General features: G+C 68.1%; 10 protein-coding genes. 3 read left to right on the forward strand and 7 right to left on the reverse strand.

Annotated features, from left to right (window positions below):
* Window positions 1-44: 44 nt before the first annotated feature.
* Entirely contained in the window at window positions 45-1,514 is a 1,470-nt protein-coding gene (locus tag ACVN9Z_RS27665) for an NAD-dependent succinate-semialdehyde dehydrogenase (protein ID WP_006387754.1), read from the forward strand.
* A gap of 198 nt (window positions 1,515-1,712) precedes the next feature.
* Window positions 1,713-2,567, forward strand: a complete 855-nt coding sequence (locus ACVN9Z_RS27670; RefSeq protein WP_020928823.1) for an inositol monophosphatase family protein — start codon at window positions 1,713-1,715, stop codon at window positions 2,565-2,567.
* A gap of 171 nt (window positions 2,568-2,738) precedes the next feature.
* On the opposite strand, the gene ACVN9Z_RS27675 is transcribed toward ACVN9Z_RS27670, so the two are convergent.
* The 7 genes from ACVN9Z_RS27675 to ACVN9Z_RS27705 all read right to left on the reverse strand — a co-directional run bounded on the left by ACVN9Z_RS27675 (window position 2,739) and on the right by ACVN9Z_RS27705 (window position 12,466).
* Entirely contained in the window at window positions 2,739-3,566 is an 828-nt protein-coding gene (locus tag ACVN9Z_RS27675) for an NAD-dependent protein deacetylase (protein ID WP_272559361.1), read from the reverse strand.
* Window positions 3,567-3,657: 91 nt separating this feature from the next.
* On the reverse strand, window positions 3,658-4,605 hold the full coding sequence (gene epsC, locus ACVN9Z_RS27680) for a serine O-acetyltransferase EpsC (protein ID WP_006387751.1): 948 nt from the start codon (window positions 4,603-4,605) through the stop codon (window positions 3,658-3,660).
* A gap of 183 nt (window positions 4,606-4,788) precedes the next feature.
* Window positions 4,789-5,841 (reverse strand): UDP-glucose 4-epimerase GalE, encoded by a 1,053-nt coding sequence (galE, locus tag ACVN9Z_RS27685; protein WP_006387750.1) that lies wholly within the window; start codon window positions 5,839-5,841, stop codon window positions 4,789-4,791.
* Between the two features lie 12 nt (window positions 5,842-5,853).
* Complete coding sequence (pgi, locus tag ACVN9Z_RS27690; protein WP_054472781.1) at window positions 5,854-7,527, reverse strand: glucose-6-phosphate isomerase; 1,674 nt, start codon at window positions 7,525-7,527, stop codon at window positions 5,854-5,856.
* Between the two features lie 13 nt (window positions 7,528-7,540).
* Complete coding sequence (locus tag ACVN9Z_RS27695; protein WP_458212883.1) at window positions 7,541-8,944, reverse strand: phosphomannomutase/phosphoglucomutase; 1,404 nt, start codon at window positions 8,942-8,944, stop codon at window positions 7,541-7,543.
* A gap of 18 nt (window positions 8,945-8,962) precedes the next feature.
* Entirely contained in the window at window positions 8,963-11,224 is a 2,262-nt protein-coding gene (locus ACVN9Z_RS27700; protein ID WP_020928826.1) for a GNVR domain-containing protein, read from the reverse strand.
* A 105-nt stretch (window positions 11,225-11,329) separates the two neighbouring features.
* Window positions 11,330-12,466: a polysaccharide biosynthesis/export family protein gene (locus ACVN9Z_RS27705; RefSeq protein WP_006387746.1), complete on the reverse strand. Its 1,137-nt coding sequence runs from the start codon at window positions 12,464-12,466 to the stop codon at window positions 11,330-11,332.
* 247 nt (window positions 12,467-12,713) lie between these two features.
* On the opposite strand from ACVN9Z_RS27705, the gene ACVN9Z_RS27710 reads away from it, so the two are divergent.
* On the forward strand, window positions 12,714-14,123 hold the full coding sequence (locus tag ACVN9Z_RS27710; RefSeq protein ID WP_020928827.1) for an undecaprenyl-phosphate glucose phosphotransferase: 1,410 nt from the start codon (window positions 12,714-12,716) through the stop codon (window positions 14,121-14,123).
* Window positions 14,124-14,132 lie beyond the last annotated feature (9 nt).

The following is a 14,132-nucleotide window of genomic DNA, read 5'->3' on the forward strand; positions in this document are numbered from 1 at the left end:
AGTTCCTCCCCGGCGGCCGCGTTCCTATAGAGGAGACTATTGCAATGACGTCATTGACCCATCCCCTGTCGCGCCCGGAACTGCTGCGCGACGCCTGCTACATCGACGGCAAGTGGGTATCCGCCGGCAACGGCCCGTCCATCCCCGTGGACAATCCTTCCACCGGCAAGACCATCGTGTCGGTGCCCAAGCTGGGCCGCAAGGAAGCCGAACAGGCCATCGCCAGCGCCGAGGCCGCCCTGCCCGCCTGGAGCGCCAAGACCGGCAAGGAACGCGCCGCGATCCTGCTGAAGTGGGCCCAGCTGATGATGCAGAACCAGCAGGACCTGGCCGCCATCATGACCTCGGAACAGGGCAAGCCCGTGACCGAGGCCGCCGGCGAAATCGCCTACGCCGCCTCGTTCCTGGAATGGTTCGCCGAGGAAGCCAAGCGCATCGACGGCGACGTGCTGCAAAGCCCCAAGGCCGGCCAGCGCCTGCTGGCGCTCAAGCAGCCGATCGGCGTCACCGCCGCCATCACACCGTGGAACTTCCCCGCCGCCATGATCACCCGCAAGGTCGGCCCGGCCCTGGCCGCCGGCTGCACCATGGTGGTCAAGCCCGCCCAGCAGACGCCGCTGACCGCGCTGGCGCTGGCGGTGCTGGCCGAAGAGGCCGGCGTGCCGGCCGGCGTGTTCCACGTCATCACCGGCAGCTCGCGCGAGATCGGCGCGGCGCTGTGCGAAAGCGACGTGGTGCGCAAGCTGAGCTTCACCGGTTCGACCGAAGTCGGCCGCACGCTGATGGAGCAATGCGCCCCCACCATCAAGAAGCTGTCGCTGGAACTGGGGGGCAACGCGCCCTTCATCGTGTTCGACGACGCCGACCTGGACCGCGCGGTCGACGGCATTCTGGCCTCGAAGTACCGCAACGCCGGCCAGACCTGCGTCTGCGCCAACCGCATCTACGTGCAGGCCGGCGTGTACGAGGAAATCGCCAAGCGCCTGGTGGCCAAGGTCAACGCCATGAAGGTCGGCGACGGCTTCGAGGACGGCGTGACGCAAGGTCCGCTGATCGATACCAACGCCATCGAGAAGGTGCAGGAACACATCGCCGACGCCACCGCGCACGGCGCCAAGGTCATCGCCGGCGGCAAGCCGCATGCGCTGGGCGGCACGTTCTTCGAGCCCACCGTGGTGCGCGACGTGACCCAGTCGATGCGCTTCGCGACCGAGGAAACCTTCGGCCCGGTGGCGCCGCTGTTCCGCTTCGAGTCCGAGGAAGAAGTCATCGGCATGGCCAACGACACCATCTTCGGCCTGGCCGCCTACTTCTTCACCCGCGACTACGCCCGCATCTGGCGCGTGTCCGAGGCGCTGGAGTACGGCATCGTCGGCATCAACACCGGCCTGATCTCCAACGAAGTCGGCCCCTTCGGCGGCGTCAAGCAGTCCGGCCTGGGCCGCGAAGGCTCCAAGTACGGCATCGAGGAATACCTCGAGATCAAGTACCTCTGCGTCGACCTGGGCGCCTGAGCGCGTCCTGCCTCCCCCGGGCGCCCGCCCGGGGGGCGATAAACGGGGCTCCGGTCCCGTTTATCCCCAGGAATTGTGGACAACCTGGCAGATAACTCCTGCACAGGTACAAAATCCCCTTTGAGTTCATGCGGTTATAAATCGCGATCAAATGCCGCCCAGGCGTGATAGATTTGCGCGTTCCCTGGACGAGCGACCATGAGCAGAACTTTTACCCGTGAGGACACCCGCAAGCTGGCCGGCATTTTGGCCGAGGCCGCGCAGGCGGAGGTCATGCCGCGTTTTCGCAACCTGCCCGAGGGCAGCGTGCGCGACAAGAGCTCGCCGCGCGACCTGGTCACCGATGCCGACGAGGCCGCCGAGCGCCTGATCGCCGCGCGCCTGGCCAGGCTGCACCCGGGCGCGGTGCTGATCGGCGAGGAAGCCTCGACCCGCAATCCGGCCCTGCTGAACATGCTGGTCGACGCCGACCTGGCGTTCCTGATCGATCCCATCGACGGCACCCGCAACTACGTTGCCGGCCTGCCGCTGTTCGGCATGATGATCGCGGCCTGCCATCGCGGCGACGTGATCGCCGGCGTGATCTACGACCCGGTCAACCGCGACAGCGCGCTGGCCGTGCGCGGCGAAGGCGCCTGGATGGAGTACGAGAGCGGCAAGCAGGCGCCGCTGGCCGTGGCCAGCCCCGCGCCGCCCGAGGACATGGACGGCCTGATCTCGACTGGCGCCCTGCCCGAGCCGCTGCGCACCACCGTCAACGGCAACCTGTCGCGCCTGGGCAGCACCGCCAGCCTGCGCTGCGCCGCCCACGAATACCGCATGCTGGCGGCCGGCCACAGCCACGTCGCGCTGTACAACCAGCTGACTGCCTGGGACCACGCGGCCGGCTGGCTGCTGCACCGCGAGGCCGGCGGCTACGCGGCGCGCTTCGACGGCTCGCCCTACAAGCCCACCCACCGCAGCGGCGGGCTGCTGTACGCCCCCGACGCGGGCAGCTGGCATGCCGCGCGCAAGGCGCTGCTGGGCGATGCGATTGCCGACGCCGAGGCTTGACAATCCCCGCCAACACACCGGGAAATCCTTGCAAAATCGGGGTAATCCCTAGGAATTATCCACAGTATCTGTGGACAACCCTATGGAAAGGTCTGTAACGGCGCAAAAAAATCCTTACAGGGCGGGTACTTGGTTAAACCGGTCAAAAACCGGCCGCCACCCCGTCCCCTTCTAGGGGGCTGTCAGCGCCTCCAGGGCCATGGCGCTGGGCAGCTCGACCTTCAGCGTCAACAGGTTGTCGGCCCGCGTGCGGCCCAGGTTGATGGCGGCGATCGGCATGCCGTTGCGCGAGGCCGCCGTGACGAAGCGGTAGCCCGAATAGACCATCAGCGACGAGCCCACCACCAGCACCGCGTCGGCCGCCATCAGGCCGGCGTTGGCCCGGTCGACCCGCTCGCGCGGCACGGTTTCGCCGAAGAACACCACGTCGGGCTTGACGACGCCCCCGCAGACCGGACAGGGCGGCACCTGGAACGAAGCGAAGTCCACGCCATCCAGGTCGGCATCGCCATCGGGCGCGTCGTCGGCCTCGAAGGCGATCCAGCCGGGGTTGCGCTGGTGCAGCGTTTGCTGCCAGCCATCGCGATGGCCGCGCCAGTCGCAGTTCATGCAGCGCACCTGGTCGAGCCGGCCATGCAGGTCGACCACGTCGCGGCTGCCCGCGGCTTCATGCAGCCCGTCGACATTCTGCGTCACCAGGATCGACACCCGGCCGCGCTGCTGCAATTGCGCCAGCGCGCGGTGCGAGGCGTTGGGCTGCACCTGGCCGAAGCGGCGCCAACCGACCATGCTGCGGGCCCAGTAGCGGGCGCGCGCGTATTCGCCGCCCATGAAGGTCTGCAGCGTCATCGGCGGCGAACGCTTCCATTCGCCGTCGGTGTCACGGTAGTCGGGGATGCCGGAATCGGTGCTGACGCCCGCCCCGGTCAGCACGAACAGCCGCGGGTGGCGGTCGACGAAGCCGCGCAGCGCGGCCAGATCCGAAACACGTGTGTCCATCCAGGCTCCCGTAGCGAATCCCGGACGCCAGCGCCGCCCGGGCGAGAAGCGGGCGGCGCCAGGGCCGCCCAGCCGAAACGCGGACGCCGTCTCAGCCGCCCAGGCCGCAGTCCGGCATGTCGCTGACCAGGCTGGCCTGGGTGACGTTGCTGCCCGGCGGCACGCTGCGCGTAAGCCAGACGTTGCCGCCGATGGTCGAGCCCTTGCCGATGGTGACGCGCCCCAGGATGGTGGCGCCCGCGTAGATGACGACATCATCTTCGATCAGCGGGTGGCGCGCCAGGCCTTTCTTGAGTTCGCCGTTCTCGCCAGGCGGGAAGCGCTTGGCGCCCAGCGTGACCATCTGGTAGAGCCGCACGCGGTCGCCGATGATGGCGGTTTCGCCGATCACCACGCCGGTGCCGTGGTCGATGAAGAAGCTGCGGCCGATGGTGGCGCCCGGGTGGATGTCGATGCCGGTGTCGGCGTGGGCGATCTCGGCCACGATGCGGGCCAGCATCGGCACGCCCAGGCGGTACAGCACGTTGGCCAGGCGGTGGTGGATCATGGCCGCCACGCCCGGATAGCACAGCAGCACCTCGTCGACGCTGTGCGCGGCCGGGTCGCCCTGGTAGGCGGCGGTCACGTCCAGGTCGAGCGCGGCGCGCACCCGCGGCAATTCGGCGCCGAACTGGCGCACGATGTCGATGGCGCGCTGCTGCGAAACGGCCTGCTGCGCCGGATCGTCGCGGCCGACGTATTGCAGTTCCAGGTTGACCTGGTGCAGCAGCGCATCGAGCGCCGCGCCGATGGTGTGGCCGACGTAGAAGTCCTCGACCTCCTCGCGCAGGTCGATGGGCCCCAGCCGCATGGGGAACAAGGCGCCACAGAGGTCCTTGATGATCTGGCGCAGGGCTTCCTGCGACGGGAACTCACGCAGGCCGGCGTCTTCGCGCAGGCGGCCGCGCGGGCCGCGCCAGGCCACGCGCGCCTGGCGCAGGCCCGAGACGATGCTGTCCAGGTTCCAGTGGGCGGTGGGAAGGTAGGCCGGGCCGCTCATTGGAACAGCCCCGGCAGGATGCCGGCCGGGCCGGCGGACGGAAGGGAATCGAGCATGACAGTGCCTCGGTGACGGTGCATCGCGCGTGACGGCGGGGCCGCGCGGCGATGCTGCTTCGCAATATTTCCGTCAACTGTAACCGCTCGGCCCGCTTCGCGGAACCCATCCGACACGCCGTTGGGGTTATGGCGCGGGCGGCTCGCCCTCGTAGCCGTGCGGGTTGCCCTGCTGCCAGCGCCAGCCATCGGCGCACATGGCCTCGACCCCGCGGGTGCTGCGCCAGCCCAGCAGCGACGCCGCCAGCGCGGGATCCGCCCACATCCGCTCGATGTCGCCGGCCCGGCGCGGCGCCTTGCGCAACGGGATGCGGCGCTGGCTGACCCGCTCGAAGGCGCGCACCAGTTCCAGCACGCTGGTGCCCTGCCCCGTGCCCAGGTTGACCGCCACGAAGCCCGCGTGATCGGCGGCATAGGCCAGCGCCTGCACGTGGCCCTGCGCCAGGTCCATGACGTGCAGGTAATCGCGCACGCCGGTGCCGTCCTCGGTGGCGTAGTCATCGCCGAACACGTTCAGGAACGGCTGGCGCCCCACCGCCACCTGGGTGATGTAGGGAAACAGGTTGTTGGGCACGTCGCGCGGGCTTTCGCCGATCTGGCCGCTGGGATGGGCGCCGATCGGGTTGAAGTAGCGCAGCGTCACCGCGCCGAACGCCGGCTCGGCGGCGCACAGGTCGCGCAGCATCTGTTCGACCATCAGCTTGCTGCGGCCGTAGGGGTTGGCCGGCGCCAGCGGATGCGCCTCGGTGAACGGCAGCGCGCGCGGCTCGCCATAGACGGTGGCCGACGAGCTGAACACCAGCCGCGTCACGCCCTCCTCGCGCATGGCGCGCAACAGCGCCACCGAGCCGGACACGTTGTTGTCGTAGTACTTGAGCGGATCGGCCACCGATTCGCCGACCGCCTTGCAGCCGGCCAGGTGCAGCACCGCCCGCACCGGATCGCCGCGCCGCGCCTCGCGCGCCAGCAGCGCCTGCACCAGCCCGGTCTGGCGGATATCGCCCTCGACCAGCGGGATCGACGCGCCGCACAGGCGCTCGACCCGCCGCACCGCCTCCGGGCTGCCGTTGCTGAAGTTGTCCAGCACCAGCGGCCGCTGGCCCGCCGCCAGCATCGCCACCAGGGTGTGGGCGCCGATGTAGCCGGCGCCGCCGGTGACCAGCACGCGCATGTCCGTCATGCCGCTCTCCGTTCAAAGATGCGCCGCCACGCCCGGCACCCAGGCATGGCGCGGGCGCGGCGCCTGGGCGTGGCCGCGGTAGCGGTCGATCCAGTACGAGGTGGACGCGTCGTGGCCCCAGTCGACCACGCCGGCCGACACCGGCACCGCCAGCTCGCGCTCGATGCCGGTGGCCAGCCGCTTGCCCAGTTCCACGCCCCACTGGTCGAAGGGGTTGACGCCCCATACCACGCTCTGCACGAACACTTTGTGCTCATACAGCGCCAACAACGCGCCCAAGCCGCGCGGATCGAGCTGGCGCAGCACGATCAGGGTCGAGGGCCGCCCGCCCGGATGCACCATGTGGTGCGCCAGGCTCAAGGCCTTGTCGGGATCATCGACCTGGGCCACATCCAGCAGCGCCTGTTCCAGGCTCTTGCCGCGCAGCAGCGCCTGGCGCTGCGCCAGGCAGTTGGCCAGCAGCATGCGATGGGCGTCGGGACTGTCCGGATGGCCCTGCAGGCTGGCGATGAAATCGACCGGCGCGCCCTGCGCGCTCTGGTGCAGCCACTGGAAGAAGGTGTGCTGGCCGTCGGTGCCCGGCATGCCCCAGATGATCGGCGCGGTGGGCACGTCGATCTCGGCGCCATCGCCGCCGACGCGCTTGCCCAGCGATTCCATTTCCAGCTGCTGCAGATAGGTCACCAGGTGCAGCAAGCGCGCGCTGTAGGCGGCGATGTTGAGCGAACCGTGGCCCAGCACGCTGCAATTGACCAGTCCGGCCAGCGCCAGCTGCACCGGCGCATTGGCCGCCAGGGGCGCCTGCTGGAAATGCTGGTCCATGGCTTCGGCGCCGGCGCGCATGCCGATCAGCACGTCGACCCCCACGGTCAGGGCGATCGACAGGCCCGCCACCGACCACACGGAATAGCGCCCGCCGACCCAATCGCACATGTGGAACACCTGGCTCGACGGCACGCCCAGGGCGCGCGCGGCCGGCACGTTGGCGGTGACCGCCGCCAGGTGCGTGGACGGGTCGGCCACCCCGCCCTGCTTGAGCCAGGCAATGGCGGCGCGGGCGTTGTGCAGCGTTTCGGCGGTGGTGAAGGACTTGGACGACACCACCACCAGGCAGCGGCGCGGGTCCAGCCCGGCCACCGCGTCATGGAAGGCGTGGCCGTCGATGTTGGAGACGAAACGGATCTGGCGCCGCTGCCCCGGGCCGCCGAAGGCCTGGATCGCCAGGCGCGGCCCCCAGTCGCTGCCGCCGATGCCCACGTGCAATACCGAGGAAAAATCGGCGGTCTGGTCGATGCGCCGCACGAAATCCGCCATGCGCGAGTACTCGCACACCGAATCCTGGTCCTGCCCGTCCGGCTGTTCGCGCGTGCGGCCGGCCCGCAGCGCGGTGTGCCAGGCCGGCTTGCCTTCGGTCCAGTTGACCGGCCCGCCGGCGAACAATGCCTGCCGCGCCGCGTCCAGTCCGCGGGCGCGCAGCAGGGCCGCGGCGGCCATGTCCAGCGCGGCGGACTGCCGCTGCATGGTCAGGTCCACGCACAGGCCGGCCGCCTCGATCACCTTCAGCGCCGCCGCGTCGAGCGCGGCGCCGTGCGCCGCCTGCGCGAACGCCTGCCATTCGGGGCTGGCGGCCAGGCTGTCCACCTCGGTCCCGGCCCGGGCCTCTCTCGCAAAATTCGCCTTTCCCATCGCGTGATGCTCCTTAGAACGGTAAACGGATATGAGGCGCAACGCGCCGGAACGCATTGCGGAAGTCCTCCTCGATACGGGCCAGGGCGGCCACGGAGTCTCCTTCGAAACGCAGCACCACCGTCGGCGTGGTGTTGGACGGCCGCGCCAGGCCGAAGCCGTCGGCGTAGTCGACACGCACCCCATCCAGGTCGTTGATGGACAGCGCGCCGGGAAACGTCCCGCCTTCGCGCAAGGCCGTCACCAGTTCGAACTGTTCGCCTTCGGTGGTTTCCAGCTTGATTTCCGGGGTGGCGCAGGATTGCGGCAGGCTCTCCAGCAGCGCCGAGGGATTGGGCGCGGCCGACAGGATCTCCAGCAGCCGCGCGGCGGCGTAGATGCCGTCGTCAAAGCCATACCAGCGTTCCTTGAAAAACACGTGGCCGCTCATTTCGCCGGCCAGCAGCGCGCCGGTCTCGCGCATCTTGGCCTTGATCAGCGAGTGTCCCGTCTTCCACATGGTGGCCTTGCCGCCGGCCTCGACGATGGCGCGCGCCACATGGCGGCTGCACTTGACGTCGTAGAGGATCTCCGCGCCCGGATTGCGCGCCAGCACGTCGCGCGCGAACAGGATCAGTTGCCGGTCGGGCCAGATGATCTGGCCCGACTTGGTGACCACGCCCAGCCGGTCGCCGTCGCCGTCGAACGCCAGCCCCACTTCGCAATCCGAGTAGCGCAGGCAATAGATCAGGTCCTGCAGGTTCTGCGGATCGGCCGGGTCCGGATGATGTCCGGGAAAGGACCCGTCCACCTCGCAGAACAATTCCGTGACCTCGCAGCCCAGCGCGCGGAACAACGAGGGCGCCACCGCGCCAGCCACGCCGCTACCGCAATCGATGGCGATCTTCATCGGCCGCGCCATGCGGATGTCGCCGACCAGCCGCGCCGCGTAGCATGGCTGGATCTGCATCTGCGTGCGGCCGCCGGCGACGCTGGCCGATTCGATCGGCAGGCGCATCGCGTCGCGCAGCGCGGTGATGCCCTCGCCATACAGCGAGGCGCCGTCCAGCACGATCTTGAAGCCGTTGTGGGTCGGCGGGTTGTGGCTGCCGGTGACGGCGATGCCCGCGCCGGTATCCATCAGGCGGGTGGCGAAGTACACCATGGGCGTGGTCGCCATGCCGATGTCGATGACGTGCAGCCCGGCCGAGCGCAGCCCGGCCTGCAGCGCCGCCGCCAGCTCCACGCTGCTCAGGCGACCGTCGCGTCCGACCACCATGGCGCGCGCGCCCAGCTCCAGCGCCCGCGCGCCCGCCGCCATGCCCAGGCTGTGGGCGAAGCGCGCGTCGATTTCATCGGGCACGGTGCCGCGTATGTCGTATGCCTTGAAGACCGCATCCAGGATCTGCGGGGTTTCCCAGCCAAACGTTCCATGCATGCCAGTTCTCCGCGGAGGTTACTTGGGGCCGTTCTGCTTGAAATCACCGTAGTAGGCGGCCCGCGAGTAGCGATAGCCGCCGTATTTGGAGCGGAAGCCGAAACGCTCGGGCATCAGCTTCAGGCCGTTGAACAGCACCCCATCGACCGGCGCGCCAGCCTGGATCAGGCGCTTGGCGGTCTCGCGGATCTCGCCCACGGTGTTCATGCCGGAGCGCACCACCACCATGACCGCGGCCGCGTGGGTGCCGACCACCGCCGCGTCGGGCGAGGACAGCACCGGCGCGGTGTCCAGGATGACCATGTCGTACTGGCTGGCCAGTTCACGCAGGGTCTGGCCGAAGATCGGCGAGGCCAGCAGTTCCGACGGATCGAAACTGACCGCGCCGGTGGCGATGAAGTCCACGCCCTCGGAAACGCTGTGCTTGCGCACCCGCTCCAGCGGCAGCGTGCCGGACAGCACCTCGAACAGGCCGTCTTCCTTGGGCACGCCGAAATAGCGGTTCAACTGGCCCTTGCGGAAATCGGCGTCGATCAGCAGCACCCGCTTGCCGACCCCGCCCTGGATGAAGGCGAAGTTGGCCGACAGGAACGATTTACCCACGCCGGCCACCGGCCCGGTGAACATGACCATGTTGTTGGTGGACTGCTGCAGCGAGGCCTGCAACACATTGCGGAACGACCGCAGGCTCTCGATCGGCGGCGCGGTGCTCTGGCTCTGCGCCAGCAGCGCCGGCACCGTCGCGTTCTTGCGCCGGCTGCGGCGCCACAGCTTGTCCTGCAGGTCGCTGTGCGGAATCGCGGCCAGCACCGGCAGGCCGGTGTAGCGCTCGACGTCGTCGGGCTCGGACAGGCCGCCGAACAGCGCATTGCGCACGAACGCGCACAGCAGGCCGAAGATGAGGCCGATGGCCGTGGCCACGGCGATGATGATGGCGGCCTTGGGACGCACCGGCTTGTCCGGCTGCACCGCCGCATCGAGGATGCGCACGTTGCCGACCTTGCCCGCGCGGATCAGGCGCAGCTGCTGCGCGTTGTTGAGCAGCCCGGTGTACAGCTCGGTGTTGACGCGCACGTCGCGCACCAGCCGCACCACGTCCTGCTCCAGATCGGGCAATTGCTTGATGTTGTTGCCGATGCGGTTGACGTCGCCGGTCAGCGAGGCGATCTGCCGATCGATCGCGATGATGCTGGGATGGGTCGGCGCGAACCGCGTGATCATGTCCTGGCGCCGCGCGCGCAGCTCCATCACCTTGGTCTGGGCGTCGACCGACTGCGCCAGGATCAGCTTGGCCTCTTCGCTCAGGTCGATGGTGCCGCGCTTGTTGCGCAGCGAGTTGTACTTGGTCTCGGCCGCGTCCAGCTCGCGCTTGAGCTGCGGCAACTGCTCGTCCAGGAACGCCAGCGACTTCTCGGCCTGCGCCGACTTGCGGTTGACGTTCTGCTGCACGTATTCCTGGCCGATCTGGTTCAGCACCGCGGTGGTCAGCGCCGGATCGTTGCCTTCCAGCGTCACGCCGATCACGCCCGAGGTGCGGCCACGCTCGAAGATTCCCAGGCGCGACTGCACGTCCTCGATCGCCGCCAGGCGCGAGGTGCGCGACACGGTGAACTCGGTGCCGGGCCGGCCGCTGAGCGCATCGATGTGCACGTCCAGCGCGCCGCCGCCAGGCAGCAGGAAATGTTCGGGCTTGCCAACCGTGCCCTTGAACGTGGCGCCGGTGATCTTGTCGCTCAGGGTATAGGCGCCCTCACCCAGGGTGGTGATGCGAAAGGGCTTGCCCAGCCATTCGTTGGGCACGTCCAGCTGCGATACCTGGATGGTTTCGCCGCCCCAGGCATAGCCGCCGCGCGGCAGGCCCGATGGATACGGCAGGCTTTCGTAGCGCCGCGCCAGCCACTCGCCGACCACCGGGAAATAGCGCGGCTTGGCGTGGATGTACAGCATGAACTTGTCGACGGCGGGTCCCACCACCATGCGCGAACGCAGCACTTCCATTTCGCCCGAGGTCTCGGCCTTGGTGTCGAAGATGGCCGAGACGTCGCCCAGCAGGCTGCGGCTCTGGCCTTGCGGCATCTCCTCCTCCACCTGGACGATGATGTCGGCCGAATAGACCGAAGGCGTCACCATGACGTAGGTGACCGCGCCCAGCAGCGCGATAAGCGTGATGGCGATGATCAGCCAACGATTGGAGAAAATGGCGTCCACATGCGAGGACAGCGGGGTTTCCTGCTGGCGAGCCGGGACGGAGGGCTCGAACGATTCGATAGGCAACGACATGCAGCTCTCCAAGAATAGGCGCCGCCGCGGTCGCGACGCCCCCAAAGGCGTGGGCCGGGACCCGCCGCGCGCGTCCAGCGGCGCGAGGCGGGTTCCGAGGGTCGATTACTTGATTGAATGCACGGTCTGCACCGTTTGCGCGCTCGGGAACAGGTTGCTGATGAAGCGGTTCCACCGCACCAGCGCCGCCGTGTCCACGAAGACGACGTCCTTGGGTTGCAACTCGAACTTCTCCGCCACCGCGTATGCCTGCGGCGAAGCCGCGTTCAGATGGAACACCAGCGGCGTCGCCTGCTCGGTACTGCGCACCACAAACACCTGTGACGAGTCCGCGGTCAACTGGTTGGGGCCTCCCGCCTCGCCCAGCGCTTCGTTCAACGTCAGCCTTCCATCCCGCATCGTTATCGCGGCGGGCGTGGTCACTTCGCCCGTCACGAAAATCTTGCTTTCGTCGCGCGGCGTCACCCGGACGATGTCGCCCGACTTCAGCATCACCTGGTTCAGGTCCTGGCCACGCTCGATCAAGGCGGGCAGGTTGACGCGCGTCTTCCTGCCGTCGCGGATCACATAGACACTGCTGCGATCGCCGGTGGGCAGGATGCCGCCCGCGCGATTGATCGCTTCCAGCAGGGTCATGGGGATGTCGTTGATCGCGACGGTGCCCGGCGTTTTCACCTCGCCCTCGACGTAGACTCGCTTGCTGCGGTAACCCAGCACCCGCACCGTGATCTGCGGATCCTGGATGTACTTGCCTGAACTATTCACTATGAGATTGCGCGCCTGCAGTTCCGTCAACCCCGCCACTTTCAGCAATCCCGTATAGGGAAATTGGATGTATCCAGAGGATGAGACCGTATAGCCCGGAATGCCCGAGGCGGTATCCCCGAAGGCTAGTTCGGTCACCCCGGTGCCGATGGCGTAGGTTTGCGTCGGAAGTACGAGTTCGGGGTGGTCCCAGACCACGATCGAAAGGATGTCCCCGGGGCCGATGCGATAGGGCTCGGTCTTGTCGACCAGGCGCGAAACGCCATCATTGTCCAGCAGCGCCTGGCGGGCGCGGTGATCGGCAAGCACCAGCGAAGGCGTGATTTCCTTGATCTCGGCCACGGAATTCGGATCCAGCGGATCGACGAGATGCTTGGAATTGAAGGTCATGCCGGGAGAAAGGGCGCAAGCGCCCAGCGAGGACACGAGCGCGATGGCAGCGATGGCTCGGCTCAACGTTCCGAAAAATGTCGTCATGGCGGATCCACAGTGAATGACTTCGTTGCTTGGAAAGGAGCCCGATGCGTAACGGGTTGCGACATTCCACTCTCTTTTCACGCCCCCGCACATTCGACGGATGCCCTAAGCCTTCTCCTACATCGTTTGGAGGTTTCGGGTACGCCGGGCACTCAATAAGATTTCGACGGTAGCCACATGCTTTGCGGCGGTGCACCGCTGTTTTCCCCGCGGCCGCAGGGCGACTCCCCGAACAAAGGAGTACGCGATGGACCCGTCCCTTACGGACACGTCGGCGAGATCGAGCCGATCCAGCTATCTGTACCGCCTGCTGGATGCGGCGATCGTCATCATCTGCGGCCTGGCCGTGACCGAGCTGAAGTTCTCGGACGAGGCGATGATCGATCCGCCGCAGATCCACCTGTTCCTGATCTATCTCTGCGGGCTGGGCGTCATCGCCCTGTTCCCGGCGTTCAGTCTGTACGTGTCATGGCGCGGTCGCCGGCTGATGGACCTGGTCGTGCGCAGCCTGGCGGCATGGGCGCTGGTGTTCGCGCTTGGCATCCTGGTGAGTTTCCTCATGCACCAGAGCGCGTCGGTATCGCGCCTGTGGGCCGCGACCTGGTTCGGCTGCGCCGCCCTGGCGCTGGCCGGCGTGCGCCTGGCGGCCTACGCGGTGCTGGGCGCGGCGCGCGACCGCGGCCTGGACCGCAAGCGCGTGCTGCTGGTCGGCTTCGGCGCGCTCGGCCACGATCTGTGGCGCCGCGTGGAACGCTATCGCGAGGCCGGCTACGAAGTCGCCGGCATCTATGCCGAGCCCCACGAAAACCTGCCGCCGCAAGTGCGCCGGCTGCACGAGCTGGATGCCCTGCACGGCTTCGTGCGCGAACACAATGTGCGCGAGGTCTGGATCGTGCTGCCGATGGAGGCCGGCCAGGAATTGCGCGAAGTGCTCTATCACCTGCGCAACGACCTGGTGGACATCCGCTGGATTCCCGACGTGATGTCGATCCAGCTGCTGGGCCATCGCATCGGGGAATTCCTCGGCCTGCCCGCGATCCAGCTCAACAGCCTGCCCGCCGCCGGCGTGCGCGGCCTGGCCAAGGAAGCGTTCGACCGCGCCTTCGCGCTGTGCGCGCTGGTGGGCCTGTCGCCGCTGATGCTGACCATCGCCTGCCTGGTCAAGCTGACCTCGCGCGGCCCGGTGCTGTTCACCCAGCCGCGCCTGGGCGTGGACGGCAAGGTCTTCCATGTCTACAAGTTCCGCACCATGACCGTGCACCAGGAGCACGGCGTGGTCACGCAGGCCACCCGCGACGATGCGCGCGTCACCCGCATCGGCGGCTTCCTGCGCCGCACCAGCCTGGACGAGTTGCCGCAATTCCTGAACGTGCTGCGCGGCGACATGTCGGTGGTCGGGCCGCGCCCGCACGCGCTGGAGCACAACGAACTGTACAAGGACCTGGTGCAGCGCTACATGATGCGCCACCGGGTCAAGCCCGGCATCACCGGCTGGGCCCAGGTCAATGGCCTGCGCGGCCAGACCGATACGCTGCGCAAGATGAGCGACCGCGTCGAGCATGACATCTACTACATCCAGCACTGGACGTTCCGGATGGACCTGATGATCATCGCCCGCACGGCGGTATCCGGATGGACGGGGCGAAATGTCTACTGAACCGCTGGG

The organism is Achromobacter sp. KK8 (assembly GCF_054188005.1).

Bases quoted from the DNA above. Each gene is read 5' to 3' on its own strand.
- ACVN9Z_RS27670 (WP_020928823.1), top strand. From the start codon at position 1,713: ATGAGCAGAACTTTTACCCGTGAGGACACCCGCAAGCTGGCCGGCATT.
- galE (WP_006387750.1), bottom strand. From the start codon at position 5,841: ATGACGGACATGCGCGTGCTGGTCACCGGCGGCGCCGGCTACATCGGC.
- pgi (WP_054472781.1), bottom strand. From the start codon at position 7,527: ATGGGAAAGGCGAATTTTGCGAGAGAGGCCCGGGCCGGGACCGAGGTG.
- ACVN9Z_RS27695 (WP_458212883.1), bottom strand. From the start codon at position 8,944: ATGCATGGAACGTTTGGCTGGGAAACCCCGCAGATCCTGGATGCGGTC.
- epsC (WP_006387751.1), bottom strand. From the start codon at position 4,605: ATGAGCGGCCCGGCCTACCTTCCCACCGCCCACTGGAACCTGGACAGC.
- ACVN9Z_RS27710 (WP_020928827.1), top strand. From the start codon at position 12,714: ATGGACCCGTCCCTTACGGACACGTCGGCGAGATCGAGCCGATCCAGC.
- ACVN9Z_RS27700 (WP_020928826.1), bottom strand. From the start codon at position 11,224: ATGTCGTTGCCTATCGAATCGTTCGAGCCCTCCGTCCCGGCTCGCCAG.
- ACVN9Z_RS27675 (WP_272559361.1), bottom strand. From the start codon at position 3,566: ATGGACACACGTGTTTCGGATCTGGCCGCGCTGCGCGGCTTCGTCGAC.
- ACVN9Z_RS27705 (WP_006387746.1), bottom strand. From the start codon at position 12,466: ATGACGACATTTTTCGGAACGTTGAGCCGAGCCATCGCTGCCATCGCG.
- ACVN9Z_RS27665 (WP_006387754.1), top strand. From the start codon at position 45: ATGACGTCATTGACCCATCCCCTGTCGCGCCCGGAACTGCTGCGCGAC.